Source organism: Shewanella mangrovisoli (assembly GCF_019457635.1).
Lineage (GTDB): Bacteria > Pseudomonadota > Gammaproteobacteria > Enterobacterales > Shewanellaceae > Shewanella > Shewanella mangrovisoli.
The window spans coordinates 3,453,435-3,477,001 of the sequence record NZ_CP080412.1 but is presented as its reverse complement, the minus strand read 5'-3'; the positions used below and the strand labels follow the sequence as shown (position 1 = coordinate 3,477,001).

The window sequence follows — 23,567 nt, the reverse complement described above, 5'->3', positions numbered from 1 at the left end:
GTTTTGTATCCGAATACGACCATATATTTCAGGATGCCGTAGTTTATAGAAAATCATCACTAGAGTGCCAGTGATATTTGTGATCTGGATCAATCCAACGCTATATAGCTACGAAAATTTAACCAAATACCTTATTTAATAGCATGGCGGTAAAAGCGGTCTTTAAATAGAAGCCCCGTGGATTGGTCATTTTTAGGCTACCGTCCTCGGCAATGCTCTGTGTCAGCGCCTTACTGTTGGCGGCTTTAGGGCGCAGTTGCAACACTTCGCCATGCCTTGCGGTGAGTTTTTCCACTTTACCTAAGGCGATAAGTTCCATTATCTCCTCCCAATCCTGTTGCAGTAACCTTTGCTCTTGGAGATCGGGTTCCCACAATATGGGGGTGCCCACTCTACGATCTCCCACAGGAATATGCCGCTCACCCTCAACGGGTACCCAGAGTACACGCTGCAACTTGTGACACACTAAGCTGTCTTGCCAGGTTAAGCCTTCGATATTGGTTAGCGGCGCCACACATACATAGGTGGTTTCCAGTGGTTTGCCTTTGCTATCGATGGGAATGGTTTTTAGCTCAACACCGAGGTGGAGAAAATCCTGCTCGGGTTTTGAACCGGCAGTCGCGCCTAACTCCATTTCAATGAGTTGTCCGACCCAGCCCTTATCTCGCTTCAGATCCTTAGGCACAGCAATCCCACGGTGAGCAGCAATTTGAGCCAAAGAGATGCCGGCCATCATATTGGCACGTTCGAGCAGTTCGCTCAGATTTTGAGGGGGGATTATCGGTTTCATAAGGCGAATTTTACTGGAAAATAGGTGCTTAGCAACAGAGGTTAAAAATTGAGCGCTCAAAAAAGGATAAGATTGTACTCACAGATAAATCTGTAAGTGCATGATTTTAATGTTAGTTGTAGGTTTGCATTCCAATGCCTGCGAAAGTGTTCAAAGTTACTCTCGGTTTTCCCTTGCGTTTCTCACATATTTATCCACAGATATTATGGATAACTCACAATGCAGTAGGCTTTAGCCGAATAAAAATCGTGAGTCAATGGTAAAAATGGGCATTTTTCCACGGGAGTGTGGGTAATTTGGGGTGAGCTCTGTGTATAACATTTAGGTATTACTTTGATTAAATCACTTAATTTGCATTAGGTTAAAAAGTGAGCTTTTTCGTTTTTGAGTCACATGTTTTTATACTGATAACGTGTAACTTTATAATTTTTATGTTTTTATTTTATTTAAGTAAGCGGGCTGCCATGAATGATATTTACTGTTTTTTGAACGATATACCTAGTTTACCCGAGTTTCAAACAGAGATATCCACAGAAAATGTGGATATCCCCAAGGTTGAACCCCTTAGATTGTTGATAAAGTAGTTAGTTGAAGGTATTTATCCAAAAAATAGCTGCAAATAGAGGTTTGCTGAGAGACTGGCTTTGTGAAACAATCGGTTTATTAAAAGTTATCCTTATTTGGAGTCCATGTGATTGATAGCGACGGCTTTCGCGCAAATGTGGGCATAATAATTTGTAATAGATACGGCCAAGTGATGTGGGCCAGACGATTCGGACAACATTCATGGCAATTTCCTCAGGGCGGTGTCGATGATGGTGAATCGGCCGAAGAGGCGATGTACCGTGAATTGTATGAGGAAGTAGGCTTAAGACCCGAGCATGTCACTATATTAACCTCGACCCGTTCTTGGTTAAGATACCGCTTGCCCAAGCGTTTAGTGAGACAGGACAGCAAGCCTGTGTGTATCGGCCAAAAACAAAAATGGTTTCTGTTACAACTCAAAAGCCAAGATAGTGCGATTAATTTAAGTTCTTCAGGCCACCCTGAGTTTGACGATTGGCGTTGGGTAAGTTATTGGTATCCTGTGCGGCAGGTTGTCTCATTTAAGCGTGATGTTTATCGTAAGGTTATGAAAGAGTTTGCGGTAACGGCATTGTCCTTCCAAACCCAGGAAATTCCGAGGAAGCGGGTAAGACAAAGAACAACGGGCTGATTTTCAAAAGAGGATTGAAAACAGTGTTAAATACGCTCAGGGATATTACGCAAGCTGTGGCGTCCGCCCACAGCTTAGAAACCGCATTAGAAGTCCTAGTTTCATCGACCAAAGCGGCGATGGAAACCCAATGTTGCTCGGTCTACATCCTAGATCAGCAAGAACTCGTATTATCAGCCACCGATGGCCTTGAGAAGAGTGCCGTTGGGCGCGTGCGCATGCCGTTAACCCAAGGCTTGGTTGGCTTGGCCGCAGAACGCGAAGAAGCGGTAAACCTTGCAGATGCCCGTTTGCATCCACGCTTTAAACTTTTCCCCGAAGTCGCTGAAGAAGAATACCGTGCCTTTTTAGCCGTCCCCATTATTTATCAAAAAGCAGTCGTCGGCGTAATTGTGGTGCAGCAGGCCAGCGCGCGGCAATTTAGCGAAGGGGAAGAAGCCTTCTTAATGACCTTGGCCGCGCAGCTCGCGATGGCGATCCGGGGATTAAAGCAAAAGGCACAGGTCAGTTCGCTGCATCAACAGATTTTATTTCAAGGAACCTCTGCATCCAGCGGTATAGCCATTGCCCACGCCTTGGTGCTCGGTGGCGAAATATCCCTCGAGCAGCCCGATGTGCGCTGTGAGGATATTGCCCTCGAATCCAGCCGATTAGTGGCGGCGATGGGGCGTTGTAAAGAGGCAATCGGTGCCTTATCTCAACGTTTCGACCGTGAGCAGGATGAAGAAGTCGCCTCAATATTCAACGCCTTGCAGCTGCTGCTCGATGATGCCAGCCTAGGTGGTGAATATGCTCGCGAAGTGCAGCAGGGCTGGGAAGCCGAATCGGCGGTTAGCCGGGTTTCGCTGCGTTATATTCAACAGTTTTTGGCGATGGAAGATCCTTACCTCAAAGAACGGGCGAGCGATATTCGGGATCTGGGGCAAAAGGTATTAAGGCAGTTAATCGAACCCGAGCGTTTAGAGCTTGAACCCGATAAGCCGGTGATTTTAGTGACGCGTGAAGCGGATGCCACTATGCTCGCCGAATTCCCTCGGCAAAAATTGGCCGGTATTGTCACTGAATTGGGGGGCGTTAACTCCCATGCGGCGATTTTAGCGCGCGCTCTGGGCGTGCCCGCCATTACTGGCGTCGAGCAATTGTTGTCGGCCGATATTGACCAGAAGCTGTTAGTGGTCAACGCCAGCCGCGGGCAATTAATGGTGTCGCCATCGCCTGCGATTGTTAGCGAATACCGCAGTTTGATTTCGGCGCAAAAGGCGTTGCAACGCCAATACGCGCAGGAGTTAGCCCTGCCGTCGGTGATGCTCGATGGAACACGGATCCGTTTGTACCTTAACGCTGGGTTACTCAGTGGTGTCGCCTCTGAAATCGCCGAAGGCGCCGATGGTATTGGGCTATATCGCACCGAAATTCCCTTTATGTTGCAACAGCGTTTTCCGAGTGAGTCCGAGCAGGTAAAAGTCTATCAACAGGTGTTATCGGCGGCATCGGGTCGTCCTGTGGTGATGCGTACCTTAGATGTGGGGGGCGATAAGCCGCTGCCTTATTTCCCGATTAAAGAAGATAACCCCTTCTTAGGCTGGCGCGGTATCCGCTTATCATTGGATCACCCTGAGCTATTCCTCGTGCAGTTAAGGGCGATGTTGCAAGCGGGCGGAGAGGGCAAGCAGCTCAGTATTTTACTGCCTATGGTCAGTAACTTAGATGAAATTGACCAATCCTTGGCCTATCTAGAGCAGGCCTATGTTGAACTCAAGAACGATGTGAACAGCCAGATTGAAATGCCGCGCATTGGCATTATGCTCGAAGTTCCAGCGCTGTTATATCAGTTAGATGAAGTGGCAAAACGCGTCGATTTTGTGTCGGTCGGCAGTAACGATTTGACCCAATATTTACTCGCTGTGGACCGTAACAACCCAAGGGTGAGCTCACTGTTTGATAGTTATCATCCAGGTATTCTCCGGGCGCTGCATCAGGCAAGGCTTGATTGTGATTATCATCAACTCGATATCAGTATCTGTGGCGAGCTGGCGGGGGAACCCATGGGGGCGATTCTGTTGGTGGCGATGGGATACCAGCATTTGAGTATGAACCAAGGCAGTTTAGCGCGGATTAATTACCTGCTGCGCCGAGTGTCCCGCGCAGATTTGACGCAACTCTTGTCGCAGGCTTTGAGCCTATCAAACGGTTTCCAAGTGCGTGAGTTGGTTAAAGAATATTTAACACAGCAGGGATTAGCCACAATTCTTAATTAACTAATCGCGTCTTTTGCTTTAAGCTAAGGCTTCACTTAATCACGCTGTAGGTACCCGTGTGGATAGTTTGCTGTCGGTGTTCTTTATTTGCTTGGCTTTAGGCGCGTTTGTCGGTTTTATGGCGGGGTTATTGGGCATCGGTGGCGGCTTAATTGTCGTGCCTGCACTGCTTTATATCTTACCTTCGGTCGGTATCACTTCGGCTCAGTTACCTCATATTGCGATTGCCACATCCCTTGCGGCGATTATTTTAACCTCGATTTCTTCTGCCAGAGCCCACCATAAACGCGGTAATGTGCCCTGGGGATTGTTTCGAACCATGTTTCCGGGGATCATTCTCGGCGCTTTAATGTCTGGCTTTATTGCCGAACAAATCCCTGCGGCGACCCTCAGACAAGGGTTTGCGATATTTGTGATGTTAATGGCGATTCAAATGGCTTATCCCTTTAAAACTGAATCGAACCGAGAACTGCCAAACTCGATGATTTTGTTTGTGGTGGCCGTGATTGTTGCCGCGATTGCAGGATTAATGGGGATTGGCGGCGGCGTCTTGTTAGTGCCTTTTTTAACCTATTTTGGTTTACAGATGCGTCTAGCAGTAGGATTTTCCGCCGCGACCGGATTATTAATCTCCTTGTCGGGCAGCTTAGGGTATATAATCGCGGGCTTTAACGCGCCGGATCTCCCTGAGGGCACCTTAGGGTATATCTATTTACCAGCGCTGTTTGGCTTAATAATAACTTCAATTTTAATGGCTCCAGTAGGCGTTAAGGCGGCAAGCACTTGGCCTACCTCAGTCCTTAAAAAAATATTTGCACTTTTACTCTTGTGTGTCGGTCTCAAATTAATTCTGAGCTGATTTTTAGTGTTTAGCCCTCGATTTGAGGCTGTTGATGGATAAGTTATGGCATTGAATTTTCCCAATATCGATCCCGTGATCGTGAAGTTTGGTCCCTTTGATATTTTTGGACAAACCTTTGAACCCGCCCTGCGTTGGTATGGATTTACTTACTTAGTAGGTTTTGTCGCCGCCATGTGGTTACTCAATCGCCAGGCCGACCGCTCCAATGGTTTATGGTCAAGAGAACAGGTTTCCGATCTGCTGTTTTATGGCTTTTTAGGGGTGATTTTAGGTGGCCGTATCGGCTATGTGCTCTTCTATCATTTCGATTACTTCCTCGCTAGCCCAATGTATTTGTTTAAGATTTCAGAAGGTGGCATGTCTTTCCACGGTGGCCTGATGGGGGTGATTACCGCCATGATTTATATCGCCTGGAAGCAAAAGCGTACCTTCTTTGCGGTCGCAGACATGGTGGCACCCGTGGTGCCCATTGGCTTAGGTGCGGGGCGGATCGGTAACTTTATCAATGGTGAGTTGTGGGGCCGTGTCACCGATGTCCCTTGGGCCATGGTGTTCCCAAGTGGTGGACCAGAACCTCGTCACCCATCACAACTCTATCAATTCGCCCTTGAAGGGGTGGCCTTATTCCTGCTCCTCTATTGGTTCAGTAAACGAACGAAGAAAGTCGGCGCCGTGTCGGGCATGTTCTTACTCGGATACGGGATTTTCCGTGTGATTGTTGAAACCGTAAGACAACCCGATGCGCAGTTAGGTCTCTATTGGGGCTTTATGACGATGGGGCAGATCCTCTCTGTGCCGATGATCCTCTTCGGTTTATATTTAATTCTTCGTCCAGAGGGTAAGCAGTAATGCAACAGTATTTAGACTTGATGAAGCACATCTTAGCCGAAGGTGTGGATAAATCAGACCGCACAGGTACCGGCACTCGCTCGGTATTTGGTTATCAAATGCGTTTCGATTTAAGTAAGGGCTTCCCCTTAGTCACTACCAAGAAGTGCCATATGCGCTCGATTATTCATGAGTTATTGTGGTTCCTGAAAGGCGATACCAATATTGCTTATCTGCGTGAGAATAAAGTCAGTATTTGGGACGAATGGGCCGATGAAAACGGCGATTTAGGCCCTGTTTATGGCGCGCAGTGGCGCAGCTGGCCGACCCAAAGTGGCGATGCTATTGATCAAATCTCGCAGGTGATTGCACAAATCAAATCTCAACCCGATTCACGTCGTTTAATTGTGTCGGCGTGGAACGTGGGTGAACTGGATAAAATGGCGCTGGCACCTTGCCATGCCTTTTTCCAATTCTATGTTGCCGATGGCAAATTATCCTGTCAGCTGTACCAGCGTAGCTGTGATGTGTTCTTAGGTTTACCTTTCAATATCGCCAGTTATGCTCTGCTGACCATGATGGTGGCACAGCAATGTGATTTAGCTTTGGGTGACTTTGTGTGGACGGGCGGCGATACCCATTTGTACTCCAACCATATGGAACAAACGGCGTTGCAGTTAAGCCGCGAGCCAAGACCGTTACCCACCATGACGATCCTGCGTAAACCCGCTTCTATTTTCGATTATCAATTCGAGGATTTCGAGCTAACTCACTACGATCCACACCCGCATATCAAAGCCCCTGTCGCCGTTTAATGGCGAATAAATCGACTAACACTTCGGAATTACCGAGGTGTTTTGTCGAAACTATCGATTATACTTGTTTTTTTTCTTCGTCTACACTCAGTTCATTATGATTTTTTGGAGTGCAAGATGGAAAAAGCAATTAGAAATTTTCTGAGCCAGGAATCGGCTGGCGGCATCCTGTTATTGGTTGCTGTTGTCTTAGCCATGCTCATGGCCAATTCTCCTCTAGCGGGACTCTATCAAGGTTTTCTCGGTACTGAAGTACAAGTGCGTGTCGGCGCGCTCGATCTGCATAAGCCGCTGTTGCTGTGGATTAACGATGGCCTGATGGCATTGTTTTTCTTATTGATTGGCTTAGAGGTAAAGCGTGAACTGTTAGAAGGCGCCTTATCCAGTGTGGCTCAGGCTTCACTGCCAACCTTCGCGGCAATTGGTGGTATGTTAGTGCCGGCTGGCATTTATCTGCTATTTAACTACGGCGATCCTGTAACCCAAGCGGGCTGGGCCATTCCTGCTGCTACCGATATTGCGTTTGCACTCGGCATAATGGCGTTGCTGGGTAGCCGCGTGCCTGTGGCATTGAAGGTCTTCCTACTGGCGCTCGCTATTATCGATGATTTAGGCGTGATTGTGATTATTGCGCTCTTCTACAGCAGCGATCTGTCAACCATTAGCTTAATTATTGCCAGCATTGCGATTGTCGGTTTAGTGGCCTTAAACCGTAAAGGCGTGACAGCATTAGCACCCTATGGCGTGTTGGGACTCGTCCTGTGGGTCGCGGTATTGAAGTCTGGCGTCCACGCGACTTTGGCAGGTGTGATTATTGCCTTCTGTATCCCACTGCGGGCAAAGGATGGCAGTTCACCCTCTGAGCATTTAGAGCATAGCCTGCACCCTTGGAGCACCTTCCTTATCCTGCCAGTCTTTGCCTTTGCGAATGCGGGAGTGGCCTTAGGTAACATGAGTTTGGATACCCTGATTTCCCCTGTGCCCGTTGGGATTGCATTGGGACTCATGTTAGGTAAGCCGATTGGTGTGATGCTGTTTAGTTATGTGGCCGTCAAACTGAAGTTGGCACAATTACCCGATGGGATTGGCTGGAAGCAGATTGCGCCAGTGGCGGCAATGTGTGGTATTGGTTTTACGATGTCGATGTTTATTGCTTCGCTGGCATTTGAGCAAGCAGACCCTATGTACGGCGACTTAGCGCGCCTTGGCACCTTGATAGGCTCAATTCTGGCGGCCTTGATCGGGTATTTCTGGTTATCAAAAGTGTTACCTAAAAAAGGAGTATAACTATGATAAATATGAAATTAGTAGGAATGGCAGCACTGTTAACACTTTCTTCAAGCGCAATGGCTTCGCAGATTGATGCCTGTAACAAGGATGTCGCATCACAAACCTGTCAAAGCTACCTTGAGGGCATAGTCGATGGCGCGTTAATGTTTAAATCTGAGGCATTAGGCGCAAGGCTTGAAACCAATGGCTATGAGTCTAGGGCGCTCAAGTACCGCGGCGGTAAACGTTTCCAAGAGGCGAATCGCACGTATTGTGCCAACCGTATTCCGGATAGAGACAGTTTAGTCTCCGGCGTAACAGAAGCGGTTAGCACGGGGACGGCAGCCGATTTAGATCAGCTGCAGGGAATAGTAGTTAACTTATTGGATTGTCAGCGTTTAAAATAGTGCTATCGACTCATCATTTGTTAAGCTGAGTCACTGCGATCCGACATGCCGCAGCCCTTGAGGCTGCGGTATCCATTAGAGGAAGCTCATTGGCGATGCTGCATCTTAATTACAACCATCTTTATTATTTCTGGATGATCAAGAAGAAGGGTTCTGTGGCCAAGGCGGCCGAAGCCCTTTGTCTGACGCCCCAAACCATCACGGGGCAAATTCGTGCCCTCGAAGATCGTCTTAATGGCAGTCTATTCAAACGTGTCGGACGCAATTTAGAGGCAACGGAACTCGGTGAGCTGGTATTTCGCTACGCCGATAAGATGTTTTCCCTCAGTTATGAGATGCTCGATTTACTCAACTATCAAAAAGATGATGCCATTTTATTTGAAGTGGGGATTGCCGATGCCTTGTCTAAAGCCCTAGCTAGTCGGGTGTTGCTTTCTGTGGTGCCTAATGATGGTTCCATGCACCTTGCTTGTTATGAAGCGACCCACGAAAGTTTAATGACTCGTTTACGCGAGCATAAACTGGATATGATCCTCTCGGACTGTGCGGGTGAGTCATTGAAATATCCTGAGATTTTATCGAAAAAACTGGGTGAGTGTGGCGTGAGCTTTTTTTCCGCCGAAACCTATAGCGCCGATTTCCCCGCTTGTTTAGAGCAAGGGCAATTGCTGATCCCTGGTCGTAGAACATCGCTTGGGCAACAATTATACCGTTGGTTCGATGAGCAAAATCTTAAGGTTAGCATCTTAGGTGAGTTTGATGATGCGGCGATGATGAAGGCCTTTGGCTACCTGAAACGCGGGATCTTCGTCACGCCGTCGGTCTATCCGCAAGAAGTGATTTCCCACGGCATGCATTTGCTCGGCGAAACCTTAGATGTGAAGGAAGAATACCATGTGATGTTTGCCGAGCGGATGATCCAACATCCAGCGGTGAAACGTTTATTAGAGACGGATTTCAGTGATTTATTTGCCGGATTAGACAGCCAAGTTCAGCGGTGTTAAGACGAGTTTCAATACGGCTTGCATCGACACTATACGGCGTGAACTGGTAAACTAGGGCGAAATTTGTTTTGGGAGAATTAACTTGGAGTTAATGAACATTGCACGGGTCCGCTGGGCATGTCGCCGCGGAATGCTCGAATTGGACGTCTTGTTCCAGCCTTTCGTCGAAAATGTTTATCAGGATTTGTCGGATGACGACAAGGCCCTGTTTATTCGTTTACTCGAGTGTGAAGACCCTGAATTATTTGCTTGGTTTATGGGTCATGAAGCCTGTCCCGATGCAGAGCTTGCCCGCATGGTAGTGCAAGTCCGTGGCAGAGCGGCGCCATAGTTTTAGCGTAAAAGCCTCTCGCGACCAACGACTCTCGTTGGTCGTTTTTGTTTGTGTCTGCAGTACCTCTTTACTTATCTGGCCTGAAACGGATGTCGTATTTTGGCGTGTGCTTAAGTTGGTCTTCGCCGTTTTAATCCTCGGATTCTTGGGATATCAGTTATGGCGACTGAGGACCTGGCAGTGTCGTTTTGAACTCAATGGAAAAGGGGAAGGCTGGCTCTCGACGGAGGAGGCGTTTCATGTGCTCCCGAGAACTTGGGTAACGCCTTTTATTTGCTTGGTTTATTATCAGTCCGCCGATAAGTTGCATCTGTTGCCCCTGTGGGCCGATATGTTTAGCGATACGGATTACCGCCACTTATGCCGACTATTACTTAAGGTTAAAACTCAAGCGACGAGTCAAGGTGAGTCCCTTTAATTCATATCTAACATGGTTCCTTCAGCCTAAATAAAACGGGCTAAATCTGAGTAGATTTAGCCCGTTAAAAATGTCCCTTAAACAACTCGGTTATTTTTCAGGTTGCAGAATCGTTGGTTGCGGTGAGTCTACCTTCTCGGGATGGTCGATATTGTAGTGCAGGCCACGGCTCTCTTTACGATCCATCGCGCAGCGGATAATCAGCTCTGCCACTTGCACTAAGTTACGCAGTTCCAGCAGGTTATTACTGACTCTGAAGTTGCTGTAATACTCTTGGATTTCCTGTTGTAACATCAGGCAGCGGCGCAATGCACGCTCCAAGCGTTTATCTGAGCGGACAATCCCCACATAGTCCCACATAAAGAGGCGCAGTTCGTGCCAGTTGTGGGCAATCACCACTTCTTCATCGGAGTTGGAGACTTTACTCTCGTCCCACGCCGGAATTTGCCCCGGTAATGGAATTTTGTGCATTTGGCTCTCAATATCCTGCGACGCAGCGCGGGCAAATACCAAACACTCGAGTAGCGAGTTACTCGCCAAGCGGTTCGCACCATGTAAGCCAGTATAGGCGACTTCGCCGATGGCATAGAGGCCGTTGAGGTCGGTTTGGCCGTGCAAATCCGTCATCACGCCACCACAGGTATAGTGGGCGGCAGGCACTACTGGAATGGCATCCTTGGTGATATCGATACCCAGTTCCAAGCAGCGACTATAGATCGTTGGGAAATGCTTGATGATAAAGTCGCTGTCTTTATGGCTGATGTCTAAGTAGACGCAATCGGCACCTAAGCGTTTCATCTCGTAGTCGATGGCGCGGGCAACGATGTCGCGGGGCGCGAGTTCGGCGCGCTCGTCAAAGTCAGGCATAAAGCGGCTGCCATCGGGGCGACGTAAATAAGCTCCTTCACCGCGCAGGGCTTCGGTCAGCAGAAAGTTACGCGCATCGGCATGGTAAAGGCAGGTCGGATGGAATTGATTAAATTCCATATTGGCCACACGGCAACCTGCACGCCACGCCATGGCAATACCATCACCACTCGCCACATCTGGGTTTGAGGTGTATTGGTAGACCTTAGAGCTACCGCCCGTGGCTAATGCGACAAATTTTGCCTTGATGGTTTCGACCTGCTCGGCATTACGGTTCCACACATAAGCGCCTAACACGCGATTGCCAGGGCGATTCAATTTACGGGTAGTGATGAGGTCGATGGCGTTGTAACGTTCTAAAACTTGAATATTGGGATGGGCGAGGGCGCGTTCTTGCAGCGTGGTTTGCACTTCTTTGCCCGTCGCATCGGCGGCATGCAGAATGCGTCTATGGCTGTGGCCGCCTTCGCGGGTCAAGTGATAAGGTGCGTCTTTGGCATTATCGCCAGCGGTTTCTTCTTTATCGAATGCCACGCCACATTCAATTAACCATTGCATGGCGCTTTTGGCGTTTTCAGCGGTAAAAGTCACCACTTCCTTATCGCACAAACCAGCACCGGCCACTAACGTATCGGCCACGTGGGATTCGATGGTATCACTTTCATCGAACACGGAGGCGATACCGCCTTGGGCGTAGTATGTTGACCCTTCCGAGAGTGGGCCTTTTGAGAGCAGAATTACGTTTGCTTTTTCAGCAAGATGCAAAGCTAGTGTCAGACCTGCGGCACCGCTACCTATGACTAATATGTCAGATTGGTGTTCAACTACTTGTTTCATCGGGTATCATGCTATGACTGAGAGTGCCATCTATGGTAAACCAACTCACCGATTATGGGTACTTTCCTTTTAACCTTACTTTTTTTGTATAATTCTTAGAACTTTTTCAAAGCACGCTAGTCTACATAAGTGAATATGATTCGAGCGACTGAGAAATCAGCATTTTAGATTTGGGAGAAGTCGGCTCGGATGAGTGGACAAATAAGTGATCAACAATTAGTTGAGCGCGTACAACGGGGAGATAAAAACGCTTTTAACCTGTTGGTGCTTAAATATCAGAGTAAAGTGGTGAGCTTGATTTCACGCTATGTGCGTAACCAAGCCGACGTTACCGATGTAGCACAGGAAGCGTTTATCAAAGCTTATCGAGCTTTGCCAAACTTTCGCGGAGAAAGTGCGTTTTATACCTGGTTGTACCGCATAGCCGTAAACACGGCTAAGAATTACCTCGTGTCACAGGGGCGCAGAGCGCCTGCAAATGATGTGGATGCAGAGGATGCCGAATACTACGAAGGCAGTGATGCGCTAAAGGAGTTTGCCTCTCCAGAGCGACTAATGTTATCGGACGAAATCAAAAAAGTGGTTTTCGAGACATTAGAAACCTTGCCGGAAGAATTACGTATGGCGATTTCGCTACGTGAACTCGATGGGATGAGTTACGAGGATATTGCCATCATCATGGATTGCCCTGTGGGTACCGTAAGATCTCGTATCTTCCGCGCCCGTGAAGCAATCGATAAAAAACTCCAGCCATTACTGGAAGAGTAACACCCTTAAATTTAGACAGGTGAACAATGGATAAATTAGGTCAAGAATGGGTATCTGCGGCTGTCGATGGAGAGACAGATCTGCAGACAATGGCAGAACTTGCTGCCGATACGCATTCACATAATAAATGGCGTAACTATCATGTGATAGGTGATGCTATGCGGGGAGAGTTGCCCCAAACTATGGCGTTAGACCTTTCCGCCAGTATTGCAGCTGCAATCGAACTTGAGCCTGCCATTGTCTCGCCTCAAGTGAGCGCGCCTGAAGTTACAGCGGCTCCACAGCAAGTCGCTATCAATGCTGGCCAAAGCCGTGTTGTGCCCTTATTCAAGCAGTTTGGTCAGTATGCGATTGCCGCTACTGTGGCTATGTTCGCCATCGTAGGCGTACAGAACTTTAACCAAACCGCCGATGATGCCGCGTCGCCATCGCCTGTGCTCATCACCCGTCCTCTGGTCGGTAGTGCATCGCCAGTGAGCCTACAGACAGGTCCAGTGCAGCAAAATCAGAGCTACACTAATGACCAAATGAATGAGCAACGTCGCCGAATTAATACTTATATTCAGGACCATATGTTGCAGCAACGATTGAATACGGGTGCCGTTGTAGAAGACAATAGCGAGGTTATTCCCGTTCCTGTCAATCAGTAGTAAGGAGTTAGCTTGCGTCTAATCCTGTTGGCTTTGTTAGCCTTGGTATTCCCTGCAGTGGCGCAGGAAGATATGCCTGCCAAAGTCTGGCTTGAGAAAATGAGCCAGGCTTTAAAAGAGAAAGAGTTTAAAGCATCGATTATACAACTTCAGGCCGACCATATTCGGCCTTTGGTTTATCTTCACGGTAAGGTGAATAATCAAGAAGTTGCGTTTCTTGAGTACCTCAATGGCCCACCAAAAAATGCGGTTAGAGTGGGAAACCGAGTCACCTTTATCGAACACGATCAACCCGCCTATAGCATCCTTTCTAATCATATTCAGGGCGTGTGGCCTGCGGCTTTCTCGTCAAAGATGAGTGACTTAGAAGTGGGGTATCAGTTTGTACTCGGTGGTCGTACGCGTATTGCGGGACGTCCCGGCCAAATGATCCGTTTATTACCAAATGATGAGTACCGTTACGGTTTCCAAATTTGGCTGGATATGGACACCTATCTGCCGCTGAGATACGACATGCTGACTCAAGATAAACAGTTACTTGAACAGCTGATGGTGATTGAGCTGATTGAGCTAAATGAGCCGCCATCGATTCTGCAGGAAGCCTATAAGCAAGAGTGGCCAGCGGTTATCGACCAAGCTGAACGCCAAGATGGACAAAACTGGCAGTTTTCTTGGTTACCAGCTGGATTTAGCGTGGTAGTGCGTGATCACCACCGCTTAATTGGCAGTCACGAGGCGGTTGAATATATTGCGTTAACCGATGGCTTAGCTAATATTTCTATCTATGTTGCACGGGCTGGCTCGACGCCTTTACCCGAAGAGTTAATCACTCGTAATGGCTTGTCTTTGGTCTCTGAAAAAGTGGGTAATGCCGAAGTGGTTGCCGTGGGTAAAGTGCCAACCGAAACCTTGGCCCGTATCGCGAAAAGTCTGATGTTAGAATAAGGCCTCTTATCATGATGGAAGAAGTGGCGCGGGTTGTCGCCTGCGATAATCAAGGTTGGCTGACCGTCGAGGTAGAGCTTAAAAGTACCTGTAAGAGCTGCAGCAGTAGCGAGTCTTGCGGTACGTCGGCGGTGGCTCAGGCTTTTTCGGCAAAGACACAGCAATTCTCCATTCAAAGTGAACGAACCTGCGAGGTTGGTGAACTGCTAAAACTCGGTTTACCAGAGAGCGTGATCCTGAAAGCGGCGGCCTTAGTTTATTTGATGCCGCTGCTCGGATTATTTGCTGGCGCCGTATTTGGCCAGTTTTTCGCAGGTTTGTTTGAAATCAATTCGGATCTCAGTGCGATAGCTTTTGCTGCCTTAGGCGCTATAGCCGCTTGGTTCTTTGGAAAGCACAAGGCAAAACAACTCGAAGTCGATTCGCAACCTGTCATTTTGGCTTATTTAGGCTCAGGGATCAGTTTAGAAAAATTACCCGTTTAATTTCATGTTGTTATTGATTTTAATCTGGCAATAAACTTCCGCTGAGAGCCACATTTTCCGACTTAAAGAGAAGGATGAGTGAATCTGATTGGTATTGAAACCGCAATCAGGTACAATTTCGCACCTTTGAACCGTATCCATTTTTCAGTATTAGTCATAGCAGCATAATGAAACACATTAGAAACTTCTCAATTATTGCCCATATCGACCATGGTAAATCGACGCTATCAGATCGTCTTATTCAGGTTTGTGGCGGGTTAAGCGACCGTGAAATGGATGCGCAAGTTCTTGATTCTATGGATCTAGAGCGTGAGCGCGGTATCACGATTAAGGCCCAGAGCGTCACGTTGGAATACAAAGCCAAAAATGGCGAAACTTACCAACTTAACTTTATTGATACCCCAGGCCACGTTGACTTTTCCTATGAAGTATCTCGTTCATTAGCCGCCTGTGAGGGCGCGCTGCTCGTGGTGGATGCGGGTCAAGGCGTTGAAGCGCAGACGCTCGCTAACTGTTACACCGCGCTGGATATGAATCTGGACGTGGTACCTATCTTGAACAAAATCGACTTACCCCAAGCCGATCCTGAGCGCGTAGCCGCTGAGATTGAAGACATCGTGGGTATCGATGCGATGAACGCTGTGCGTTGCTCGGCCAAAACCGGCGTGGGTATTGACGAAGTATTAGAAGTCATCGTTGATCAAATTCCGCCGCCAGAAGGCGACCCAGAGGCGCCGTTACAAGCGCTGATCATCGACTCTTGGTTTGATAGCTACTTAGGCGTTGTTTCTCTCGTACGTATTAAAAACGGCGTGTTGAAGAAAGGTGACAAGTTTAAGGTGATGTCTACCGGACAAAACCACACCGCAGACCGCGTCGGTATTTTCACGCCTAAACAAACCGATAAAACCGAACTGAAAACCGGTGAAGTAGGTTTCGTTATTGCGGGTATTAAAGAAATTCATGGTGCACCAGTGGGTGATACCTTGACGCTGGCTAAGCATGGCGCTGAAAAGCCATTACCCGGCTTTAAGAAAGTGAAGCCTCAGGTTTACGCTGGTGTGTTCCCAATTTCGACCGATGAATATGAAAACTTCCGCGATGCGCTGAACAAACTCAGCCTCAACGATGCGTCATTATTCTTCGAGCCTGAAAGTTCATCAGCCCTGGGTTTTGGTTTCCGTATTGGCTATTTAGGCCTGCTCCACATGGAAATCATTCAAGAGCGTTTAGAGCGTGAATACGATCTTGACCTTATTACGACGGCGCCTACCGTAGTGTATGAGGTGCTGTTGACCAGTGGTGAAACCATCTATGTTGATAACCCAGCGGACTTGCCGGCGATTAACAACATCGAAGAGATGCGTGAGCCTATCGTTGAAGCTAACATTCTGGTGCCAAAAGAATACTTAGGTAACGTGATTACCCTGTGTATTGAAAAACGCGGTACCCAAGTGAACATGGTTTACCACGGTAATCAAGTGGCCGTGACTTACCATCTGCCGATGGCAGAAGTGGTGATGGACTTCTTCGACCGCTTAAAATCAACCAGCCGTGGTTATGCATCGTTAGAATACAACTTCATCCGCTCTGATCCTGCGGACATGGTGCGCTTAGACATCTTAATCAACGGCGACCGTGTTGACGCATTGGCGATGATTATTCACCGTTCAAACATTCGTCACCGTGGTTTGGCGTTGGTTGAGAAGATGAAAGAGCTGATCCCACGTCAGATGTTTGATATCGCGATTCAAGCCGCTGTTGGCAGCCAAATTATTGCCCGTTCTACCGTAAAAGCCTTACGTAAAGACGTAACGGCTAAGTGTTACGGTGGTGACGTTTCCCGTAAGAAGAAACTCTTGAATAAACAAAAAGAGGGTAAGAAACGGATGAAACAAGTGGGTAACGTTGAGGTGCCGCAAGAGGCGTTCTTAGCGGTACTTAAGCTAAACGAGTAACACTCGAGATAACACAATTTAGCTATTATTGCGCCGCAGTTTGCGGCGCTTTACTTAGCTTATCGTATGTTTTGTGGTGTTTTTTTAGAAATACGGTAAGTTAACTAAAGTTCGCGAGTCGAAATACAATAGTCGCTGAGTTTGGATCTTTACATTTCAAGGCAGGAGTTCAATAAGCAATGGCAGCCTATTTTTCCATTATTTTAGTGCTAGTCACCCTGATTTCAGGGCTGATCTGGTTAATCGATGTGCTGGTATTTGCGCCTAAACGCCGCGAAAGCTTAGCCTTAGCCAAGGCTTCGCAGGCTAATTTAACCGAGGAAGCCGAGTATAACATCATCCGCGAACCCACAGTGGTTGAAACCGCGCACTCCATCTTCCCTGTGATTGCCTTCGTGTTGATCCTGCGCTCGTTTATTTACGAACCATTCCAAATTCCCTCAGGCTCTATGATGCCAACCCTGTTAGTGGGTGACTTTATTCTGGTGGAAAAGTTTAGCTATGGCCTAAAAGATCCCGTATGGCGCACTAAACTGATTGAAACGGGCGAGCCGAAACGTGGCGATGTAATTGTGTTTAAATATCCTGAGAACCCTCAGATTGACTACATCAAGCGCGTGGTAGGTTTACCGGGCGATCGGATTATCTACCGCAACAAGCAGTTGATGCTCCAAAAGGCCTGTGGCGCTGAGCAAACCCATTGCCCTGAGCCAGAACTGGTGGCGCGTACCGAAATCAGCCGTGGTGATTTCAGCCAAGATGGTGTGCCATTAATTCGTTTTAAAGAGCAACTCGGTGAAGTGGCTCACGATATTTTAATCAATCCAAGCCGCCCCGATATGTTGGGATACTTCAAGCGTGAAGGAAATTTACCAGCGGGTGAGTTCCTTGTGCCAGAAGGCCATTATTTTGCGATGGGTGACAACCGCGATAACAGTACCGACAGCCGTTTCTGGGGCTTTGTCCCTGAAGAGAATCTTGTGGGTAAAGCGGTCGCTATCTGGATTAGTTTTGAGTTTGACCGTTCTAAAGCCGACTTCCTGCCAACTTGGGTGCCAAGTGGCGTGCGTTTTGAACGAGTAGGTGGAATTCACTAATGGAACCGATTAAAAATTTGCCACGTTTGTGTCGTACTTTGGGTTATGAGTTCAAGAATATTGATCTCCTCACCCAAGCATTGACCCACAGAAGTGCGGCAAATAAGCACAACGAGCGTTTAGAGTTTTTAGGCGATTCGATTTTATCGATTGTGATTTCTGACGCCTTATACCATCAGTTTCCTAAGGCGACTGAGGGTGACTTGAGCCGGATGCGCGCGACCTTAGTGCGTGGTGATACGCTCACCTTGATTGCTAAGGCCTTTAAGCTTGGGGATTATTTATTCTTAGGCCCCGGCGAGTTAAAGAGCGGTGGTTTTAGACGTGAGTCCATCTTGGCCGATGCGGTCGAGGCGATTATCGGCGCAATCTACTTAGATTCCGATCTCGAAGTGTGCCGTAAGCTATTACTGCATTGGTACGCTGAGCGTTTGGCCGAGATCCAACCCGGCGTGAATCAAAAAGACGCTAAAACCTTACTGCAAGAATATTTACAAGGGTTAAAGAAGCCGCTACCCGATTACCAAGTAATCAATATAGAAGGCGATGCCCACGATCAAACATTCACCGTTGAATGTCGTATAGATGACTTGAGCGAAAGCGTGATTGGCGTAGCGAGTTCGCGCCGTAAAGCTGAGCAGATTGCCGCGGCTCAAGTATTGGAGTTACTGAAGAAATGACCAAGAAAACAGACTTGCCAGCTGTCGATGCCGCTAACGCGAGCAATGAGCCGAGCTTAGATGAATTACTGGCAAGGATGAATGCAGCGAGCGCGGCGGCGCCGTCTGTTCACTATGATGTGACCTACTGTGGCATGGTGGCCATTATTGGGCGCCCTAACGTGGGGAAATCGACCCTGCTGAACCGTTTGCTTGGGCAAAAGATCAGTATTACCTCGAAAAAGCCGCAAACGACGCGTCATCGCATCATGGGGATCCATACCGATGGCCCGCGTCAAATCGTGTTTATCGACACACCGGGTCTGCATATTGAAGAGCAGCGTGCGATTAACCGTTTGATGAACCGTGCGGCGGCGAGCTCGCTTGCCGATGTGTCTATGGTGATTTTTGTGGTCGATGGTATGACATGGACCGCCGATGATGAGATGGTATTAAGCAAACTTCGCCGTGGCGGTGAAGAGCGTAAAACCGTTTTAGCCATCAACAAAGTTGATAATATCAAAGACAAAGAAGCCCTTTTCCCTTATTTGGAAGAAGTGGCCAAGAAGTACCCCTTCGATGAGATCCTGCCGATTTCGGCCAGTAAGGGCACCAACGTTAAGCGCATTTTAGATATGGCGGCAGAGTCTCTGCCCGAGAATCCCTTCTTCTTTCCAGAAGATTATGTGACCGACCGTTCGCAGCGTTTTATGGCCTCTGAAATTGTCCGTGAAAAACTGATGCGCTTTTTAGGTGATGAATTGCCCTACGATGCGACGGTTGAAATCGAGCAGTTTAAGATGATGGAAAACGGCGTTTATCAAATCAACGCCCTGATCTTGGTCGAGCGTGAAGGCCAAAAACGGATGGTGATTGGTAGCAAAGGCGAACGCATTCGTACCATAGCCACGCAAGCGCGCCTCGATATGGAAACCTTGTTTGATAACAAAGTGTTCCTCGAAGTGTGGGTGAAGGTCAAATCCGGTTGGGCCGATGATGAACGCGCCCTGCGAAGCTTAGGCTACGGTGACGATTAATCGTTACTGATGATAGGCCGAGCCTTACCATGAACGAGCGCGCAGACCGATGAAACGGGGTTATGTTTTGCATCATCGCCCTTACCGGGAATCTAGCGCGCTGGTCAATCTCTTGGTTGACGGTATTGGTCGTGTCGATGCCGTCGCGCGAGTTGGGAGCGGTAAACGCTCCATCAAAAGTATCCTCCAACCCTTTCAGCCGCTGATTTTTGAATTTAGCGGTAAGTCTGAACTCAAAAACATCAGCCAAATTGAAGCGGCCGCGCCAGCCGTGCCTTTATCGGGTTATAGCCTGTATGCTGGCATGTATATCAATGAGTTGCTGATGCGTACTCTGTCGGTTCACCATAATGCCGAGGCGTTATTCCTCATCTACCATCAAGCCTTGGTCGGGCTCGCGGCGCAGTTTTGCGAGTCGAAGCTGCGCTACCTTGAGCTGGCCCTCTTGCGGGAACTCGGAGCTATGCCATCCCTTATCCGCGATACTCAGGGCGAACCGCTGATCCCTGAACATTACTATCAGCTCGTGCCAGAACTGGGTTTTCAATTTGTGTTGAACAGCAGGGCAAAGCATACCTATCAAGGCGCGATGTTAACTGCACTTAACGATAATCAATTGTTGCAAGAGCAGTTTTTAGAGGCTAAACGATTGATGCGGTCTATGCTGCAACCCTTGCTCGGAAATAAGCCGCTGGTGAGTCGGCAGCTATTTATTCAAGCGATAGCCTCAAATAGAGATGGGAATAATTAGTCCTAGCTCCTGTTTTTTACTGTCTGTCCCAGTACAATAGGGCGCAAATCAGCGTTAATTCTAGCCTTACAAACATAAAGGAGTTCCCGATGAGCCGTATCTTATTGGGTGTTAATATCGACCATATTGCGACCCTGCGTCAGGCTCGCGGCACCAGTTATCCCGATCCTGTCCATGCGGCGGCGGTTGCCGAGCATGCGGGTGCCGACGGTATCACGATTCATTTACGGGAAGACAGACGTCATATTATCGACCGCGATGTATATTTGCTGGCGAAAACCTTAAAGACGCGGATGAACTTTGAGTGTGCCGTGACAGAAGAAATGCTCAACATCGCCTGCGAAGTCAAACCGACCTATGTTTGCTTAGTCCCTGAAAAACGCCAAGAAGTGACGACTGAAGGTGGTTTAGACGTGGCTGGTCAACTAGATAAAATCACTGCCGCGGTAAGCCGTTTAGCCGCCAATGGTATCCAAGTGTCACTGTTTATCGATGCCGATAAGACGCAAATCGATGCCGCTGTCGCCTCTGGCGCGCCACTTATCGAAATCCATACCGGTTGCTATGCCGACGCTAAAACCGCTGAAGAAGAAGCCAAGGAGCTTGCGCGTATCAGCGAAATGGCGAAATACGCCCACGGCAAAGGCTTAGTCGTGAATGCGGGCCATGGGCTGCATTACCACAATGTTAAGCCGATTGCGGCGATCCCAGAGCTGTATGAACTGAATATTGGCCATGCCATTGTCGCGCGTGCGGCCATTGATGGCTTAGCGACAGCGGTTAAAGACATGAAAGCGCTGATGTTAGAAGGTCGTCGAGGCGAATAATGGCAATCGTTGGGCTTGGCACTGACATAGTTGAAATCGAGCGTATCACGGCCCATGTGGCACGTTCCGGCGATAAGCTGGCTAAACGTGTACTGACAGAGGCTGAGTTTGATATCTATCAACAGCATAGCCAACCGAGTCGCTATTTGGCTAAACGCTTTGCCGCCAAAGAGGCTGCAGCTAAAGCCTTGGGGACGGGGATTGGTCGAGGGGTGTCTTTTCAGCATATCCACATTGGGAATACACCCGATGGCGCGCCGACGATTGATTTTACACAAGGGGCGCAGCAGCGTTTAGCTTTGCTCAACGGCGTGGTCGGGCACATTTCAATCGCGGATGAAAAATCCTACGCTATTGCGACGGTTATCCTCGAATCTCGCTAATCTATTACCCGTTACTATAAAGGGAGCTTTAGCTCCCTTTTTTATTGCCTCAAAGTACCTAGCAACATTTTTGTTACTTTTTACTGTTCAGTCTCGCATTTTTGGGCTAGGTTAGGTCAAAAGTGGTATTTAGACACAAGTTTGCAGGGACACAGCAAAAGGAGCCCCAGATGAAATCCGCCGTAGAGCAGCTATCAACCTATAAGAGTGTGCATTTAAATCAGCGTAATATACTTACCCATTTCGTTGGTATTCCATTGATTATATGGTCTGCTTTCCTATTACTAGCGACTATCCGTATTCCACTTGGCAGCGTGGGTGATGTGAGTTTAGGTGTGATTTTGGGGGCTGGTGTGTTGGTTTATTACTTTCGCTTACATGCGAAGTTAGCGATTGGCCTAGCTTTATTTATCGCCCCCGTCGTATATACGACTGAGCTAATGGCTGATTCTCCCAACGCCTTCTGGTTGGCTATATCGGTATTTATCGTGGGATGGATTTTTCAGTTGATTGGCCATCAATACGAGAAGGCCAAACCCGCTTTTGTGGACGATTTAAACCAACTATTAATTGGCCCGTTCTTCTTAATGGCCGAAGTATATTTTGTCTTGGGGTTAGAAAAGGAGTTAGATGCCGAGATTACACCTATCGCTATCGAGAAGCGCCGGGCACTCGAAGCTCGTCTAAAGACGCAAAGCGTTAAATAATTTCTTGGGGGAGAGGAAATCGGCTGATTCCGTTTGGAACCAGCCGATTTTTATGGGAATGTTAGCGTGGCGACTGATAATGCTGTGGAATGATTCGCACTGTTTTGACCATATTATCCGCGACTTCAATCACTTCTAATGGGTAACCCGCTAGGCGAAGGCTAGTGTTCTCGGCGGGAATATCCTCTAAATACTCTAAGATCAAGCCATTGAGGGTTTTAGGGCCATCGGTTGGGAAATCCCATTTCATTTCTTTATTCAAATCACGGATAGTGATACTGGCATCGACTAAGTAACTTCCATCCTGCTGGGCAGTAATATCTTCACTCGGCGTGGCCAGCATAGAGGTGGTGAAGTCGCCGACAATTTCTTCGAGAATATCTTCGAGTGTCACCAATCCTTGAATATCACCGTATTCATCGACCACTAGGCCGATGCGCTCTTTATTGTGCTGAAAGTTAGCTAATTGCACATTGAGCGGCGTACCTTCGGGAATAAAGTAGAGTTCTTTTACCGCACGTAGCAATGAGGATTTACTGAACTGCTCTTTTGATTGTAGGCGCAGTGCGTCACGCAGATGAATAAAACCAACAGCATCGTCAATGGTATCTCGGTATACCAACACTCGAGTATGCGGGCTTTGGATCACTTGGCGATTGATAAACTTAAAATCATCGTTGACGTTAATCGCATAGATATCCGAGCGCGGCACCATGATGTCTTCAACGGTCACTTTTTCTAAATCGAGAATCGATAACAGCATCTCTTGGTGGCGTTGGGGGATCAAGGCGCCAGCCTCATGTACAACCGTCCTTAACTCTTCTTGGCTCAGTGCATCGCTGCTGCTGATGGTTTTGATGCCAAAGAGACGTAGTATGCCTGTGGTTATCCAGTTCACGCTGGTGACGACATAGGCAAAAATGGTTGATAGACCAATGAGTAAAATACTCGATGGGAAGGCAATGCGTTCAGGGTTCAAGGCGGCGATAGTTTTGGGGGTGACTTCGGCAAAGACTAATACGACTAAGGTCAGCACCCCAGTGGCGACCGCGACGCCTAAATCGCCCCAAAGGCGCATCCCAATAATGGTCGCAATGGCGGAGGCGAGAATATTAACGAGGTTATTACCAATCAGAATCAAGCCAATTAAGCGGTCTGGACGTTCGAGCAACTTGAGGGCGCGAATGGCACCTTTATGGCCGTTTGAGGCGAGATGCCTTAACCGATAGCGGTTAAGGGTCATCATGGCGGTTTCAGAACCTGAAAAGTAGGCAGAACAAAGGATAAGCACTAGTAAGAAAATGAGGAGTGCGCTTGTCGATATAGCGTCCAAAAATAGGCTCCAATCAGGCCGATAAGGTTAAGTTGATACCGAGAAATAAACGGGGTGTCAAG

Annotated in this window: 25 protein-coding genes; 22 read left to right on the top strand and 3 right to left on the bottom strand. The window is 48.0% G+C overall.

The window, feature by feature from the left end; translation table 11 throughout:
- Window positions 1–118: 118 nt before the first annotated feature.
- Window positions 119–790 (bottom strand): DNA mismatch repair endonuclease MutH, encoded by a 672-nt coding sequence (gene mutH / locus K0H60_RS15245; RefSeq protein WP_011717889.1) that lies wholly within the window; start codon window positions 788–790, stop codon window positions 119–121.
- Window positions 791–1,481: 691 nt separating this feature from the next.
- On the opposite strand from mutH, the gene rppH reads away from it, so the two are divergent.
- The 10 genes from rppH (at window position 1,482) to K0H60_RS20615 (ending at window position 10,201) form a co-directional block, all read left to right on the top strand.
- The gene (rppH, locus tag K0H60_RS15240) at window positions 1,482–2,006 is read left to right on the top strand and encodes an RNA pyrophosphohydrolase (RefSeq protein WP_011717888.1); all 525 of its coding nucleotides are present in this window, start codon (window positions 1,482–1,484) and stop codon (window positions 2,004–2,006) included.
- Between the two features lie 23 nt (window positions 2,007–2,029).
- The gene (ptsP, locus tag K0H60_RS15235; protein ID WP_220056246.1) at window positions 2,030–4,264 is read left to right on the top strand and encodes a phosphoenolpyruvate--protein phosphotransferase; all 2,235 of its coding nucleotides are present in this window, start codon (window positions 2,030–2,032) and stop codon (window positions 4,262–4,264) included.
- 58 nt (window positions 4,265–4,322) lie between these two features.
- Window positions 4,323–5,123: a sulfite exporter TauE/SafE family protein gene (locus tag K0H60_RS15230; RefSeq protein ID WP_023266782.1), complete on the top strand. Its 801-nt coding sequence runs from the start codon at window positions 4,323–4,325 to the stop codon at window positions 5,121–5,123.
- A 45-nt stretch (window positions 5,124–5,168) separates the two neighbouring features.
- Window positions 5,169–5,975, top strand: a complete 807-nt coding sequence (gene lgt / locus K0H60_RS15225; RefSeq protein WP_011717885.1) for a prolipoprotein diacylglyceryl transferase — start codon at window positions 5,169–5,171, stop codon at window positions 5,973–5,975.
- Window positions 5,975–6,769, top strand: coding sequence for a thymidylate synthase (thyA, locus tag K0H60_RS15220; protein WP_220056245.1), 795 nt, complete (start codon window positions 5,975–5,977; stop codon window positions 6,767–6,769). The genes lgt and thyA overlap by 1 nt, the downstream gene beginning before the upstream one ends.
- Before the next feature lie 117 nt (window positions 6,770–6,886).
- On the top strand, window positions 6,887–8,056 hold the full coding sequence (gene nhaA / locus K0H60_RS15215; RefSeq protein WP_088210495.1) for a Na+/H+ antiporter NhaA: 1,170 nt from the start codon (window positions 6,887–6,889) through the stop codon (window positions 8,054–8,056).
- Window positions 8,057–8,058: 2 nt separating this feature from the next.
- Window positions 8,059–8,445, top strand: coding sequence for a hypothetical protein (locus tag K0H60_RS15210; RefSeq protein WP_220053620.1), 387 nt, complete (start codon window positions 8,059–8,061; stop codon window positions 8,443–8,445).
- 95 nt (window positions 8,446–8,540) lie between these two features.
- Entirely contained in the window at window positions 8,541–9,449 is a 909-nt protein-coding gene (gene nhaR, locus K0H60_RS15205) for a transcriptional activator NhaR (protein WP_011717881.1), read from the top strand.
- Window positions 9,450–9,531: 82 nt separating this feature from the next.
- Window positions 9,532–9,780, top strand: coding sequence for an FAD assembly factor SdhE (locus K0H60_RS15200; RefSeq protein WP_084294861.1), 249 nt, complete (start codon window positions 9,532–9,534; stop codon window positions 9,778–9,780).
- Window positions 9,761–10,201, top strand: coding sequence for a protein YgfX (locus K0H60_RS20615; protein ID WP_258405750.1), 441 nt, complete (start codon window positions 9,761–9,763; stop codon window positions 10,199–10,201). The genes K0H60_RS15200 and K0H60_RS20615 overlap by 20 nt, the downstream gene beginning before the upstream one ends.
- Window positions 10,202–10,291: 90 nt before the next feature.
- Here the strand turns inward: K0H60_RS20615 and nadB are convergent, their stop codons facing one another.
- Window positions 10,292–11,905, bottom strand: coding sequence for an L-aspartate oxidase (gene nadB / locus K0H60_RS15195; protein ID WP_086903302.1), 1,614 nt, complete (start codon window positions 11,903–11,905; stop codon window positions 10,292–10,294).
- 189 nt (window positions 11,906–12,094) lie between these two features.
- Between nadB and rpoE the strand changes: the two genes are divergently transcribed.
- The 12 genes from rpoE (at window position 12,095) to K0H60_RS15135 (ending at window position 22,172) form a co-directional block, all read left to right on the top strand.
- Window positions 12,095–12,673, top strand: coding sequence for an RNA polymerase sigma factor RpoE (gene rpoE, locus K0H60_RS15190; protein WP_011623604.1), 579 nt, complete (start codon window positions 12,095–12,097; stop codon window positions 12,671–12,673).
- A 26-nt stretch (window positions 12,674–12,699) separates the two neighbouring features.
- Window positions 12,700–13,323 carry a sigma-E factor negative regulatory protein gene (locus K0H60_RS15185; protein WP_220056244.1) on the top strand — a complete coding sequence of 208 codons (624 nt, stop codon included), beginning with the start codon at window positions 12,700–12,702 and terminating at the stop codon, window positions 13,321–13,323.
- 12 nt (window positions 13,324–13,335) lie between these two features.
- Window positions 13,336–14,268, top strand: coding sequence for a MucB/RseB C-terminal domain-containing protein (locus K0H60_RS15180; RefSeq protein WP_220053615.1), 933 nt, complete (start codon window positions 13,336–13,338; stop codon window positions 14,266–14,268).
- 11 nt (window positions 14,269–14,279) lie between these two features.
- Entirely contained in the window at window positions 14,280–14,753 is a 474-nt protein-coding gene (locus tag K0H60_RS15175; RefSeq protein ID WP_220056243.1) for a SoxR reducing system RseC family protein, read from the top strand.
- A 167-nt stretch (window positions 14,754–14,920) separates the two neighbouring features.
- Complete coding sequence (gene lepA, locus K0H60_RS15170; RefSeq protein ID WP_220056242.1) at window positions 14,921–16,711, top strand: translation elongation factor 4; 1,791 nt, start codon at window positions 14,921–14,923, stop codon at window positions 16,709–16,711.
- Window positions 16,712–16,890: 179 nt separating this feature from the next.
- On the top strand, window positions 16,891–17,808 hold the full coding sequence (gene lepB, locus K0H60_RS15165) for a signal peptidase I (RefSeq protein ID WP_220056241.1): 918 nt from the start codon (window positions 16,891–16,893) through the stop codon (window positions 17,806–17,808).
- Window positions 17,808–18,488: a ribonuclease III gene (gene rnc / locus K0H60_RS15160; RefSeq protein WP_011717872.1), complete on the top strand. Its 681-nt coding sequence runs from the start codon at window positions 17,808–17,810 to the stop codon at window positions 18,486–18,488. The genes lepB and rnc overlap by 1 nt, the downstream gene beginning before the upstream one ends.
- The gene (gene era, locus K0H60_RS15155; protein WP_037427575.1) at window positions 18,485–19,504 is read left to right on the top strand and encodes a GTPase Era; all 1,020 of its coding nucleotides are present in this window, start codon (window positions 18,485–18,487) and stop codon (window positions 19,502–19,504) included. The genes rnc and era overlap by 4 nt, the downstream gene beginning before the upstream one ends.
- 49 nt (window positions 19,505–19,553) lie before the next feature.
- Complete coding sequence (gene recO / locus K0H60_RS15150) at window positions 19,554–20,255, top strand: DNA repair protein RecO (RefSeq protein WP_220056240.1); 702 nt, start codon at window positions 19,554–19,556, stop codon at window positions 20,253–20,255.
- Window positions 20,256–20,344: 89 nt separating this feature from the next.
- On the top strand, window positions 20,345–21,082 hold the full coding sequence (pdxJ, locus tag K0H60_RS15145; protein WP_133178708.1) for a pyridoxine 5'-phosphate synthase: 738 nt from the start codon (window positions 20,345–20,347) through the stop codon (window positions 21,080–21,082).
- Window positions 21,082–21,465, top strand: a complete 384-nt coding sequence (gene acpS / locus K0H60_RS15140; protein WP_011623594.1) for a holo-ACP synthase — start codon at window positions 21,082–21,084, stop codon at window positions 21,463–21,465. Before pdxJ ends, acpS begins: the two co-directional genes overlap by 1 nt.
- A gap of 170 nt (window positions 21,466–21,635) precedes the next feature.
- Entirely contained in the window at window positions 21,636–22,172 is a 537-nt protein-coding gene (locus tag K0H60_RS15135) for an Mpo1 family 2-hydroxy fatty acid dioxygenase (RefSeq protein ID WP_220056239.1), read from the top strand.
- A gap of 61 nt (window positions 22,173–22,233) precedes the next feature.
- On the opposite strand, the gene K0H60_RS15130 is transcribed toward K0H60_RS15135, so the two are convergent.
- The gene (locus K0H60_RS15130) at window positions 22,234–23,505 is read right to left on the bottom strand and encodes an HlyC/CorC family transporter (RefSeq protein ID WP_011717867.1); all 1,272 of its coding nucleotides are present in this window, start codon (window positions 23,503–23,505) and stop codon (window positions 22,234–22,236) included.
- Between the last annotated feature and the right edge of the window lie 62 nt (window positions 23,506–23,567).

Coding starts and splice junctions, on each gene's coding strand:
- K0H60_RS15210 (WP_220053620.1), top strand. CDS start 8,059: ATGATAAATATGAAATTAGTAGGAATGGCAGCACTGTTAACACTTTCT.
- K0H60_RS15135 (WP_220056239.1), top strand. CDS start 21,636: ATGAAATCCGCCGTAGAGCAGCTATCAACCTATAAGAGTGTGCATTTA.
- rpoE (WP_011623604.1), top strand. CDS start 12,095: ATGAGTGGACAAATAAGTGATCAACAATTAGTTGAGCGCGTACAACGG.
- K0H60_RS15175 (WP_220056243.1), top strand. CDS start 14,280: ATGATGGAAGAAGTGGCGCGGGTTGTCGCCTGCGATAATCAAGGTTGG.
- nhaR (WP_011717881.1), top strand. CDS start 8,541: ATGCTGCATCTTAATTACAACCATCTTTATTATTTCTGGATGATCAAG.
- nhaA (WP_088210495.1), top strand. CDS start 6,887: ATGGAAAAAGCAATTAGAAATTTTCTGAGCCAGGAATCGGCTGGCGGC.
- acpS (WP_011623594.1), top strand. CDS start 21,082: ATGGCAATCGTTGGGCTTGGCACTGACATAGTTGAAATCGAGCGTATC.
- recO (WP_220056240.1), top strand. CDS start 19,554: ATGAAACGGGGTTATGTTTTGCATCATCGCCCTTACCGGGAATCTAGC.
- rnc (WP_011717872.1), top strand. CDS start 17,808: ATGGAACCGATTAAAAATTTGCCACGTTTGTGTCGTACTTTGGGTTAT.
- thyA (WP_220056245.1), top strand. CDS start 5,975: ATGCAACAGTATTTAGACTTGATGAAGCACATCTTAGCCGAAGGTGTG.
- K0H60_RS15185 (WP_220056244.1), top strand. CDS start 12,700: ATGGATAAATTAGGTCAAGAATGGGTATCTGCGGCTGTCGATGGAGAG.
- mutH (WP_011717889.1), bottom strand. CDS start 790: ATGAAACCGATAATCCCCCCTCAAAATCTGAGCGAACTGCTCGAACGT.
- pdxJ (WP_133178708.1), top strand. CDS start 20,345: ATGAGCCGTATCTTATTGGGTGTTAATATCGACCATATTGCGACCCTG.
- lepA (WP_220056242.1), top strand. CDS start 14,921: ATGAAACACATTAGAAACTTCTCAATTATTGCCCATATCGACCATGGT.
- lgt (WP_011717885.1), top strand. CDS start 5,169: ATGGCATTGAATTTTCCCAATATCGATCCCGTGATCGTGAAGTTTGGT.
- nadB (WP_086903302.1), bottom strand. CDS start 11,905: ATGAAACAAGTAGTTGAACACCAATCTGACATATTAGTCATAGGTAGC.
- lepB (WP_220056241.1), top strand. CDS start 16,891: ATGGCAGCCTATTTTTCCATTATTTTAGTGCTAGTCACCCTGATTTCA.
- era (WP_037427575.1), top strand. CDS start 18,485: ATGACCAAGAAAACAGACTTGCCAGCTGTCGATGCCGCTAACGCGAGC.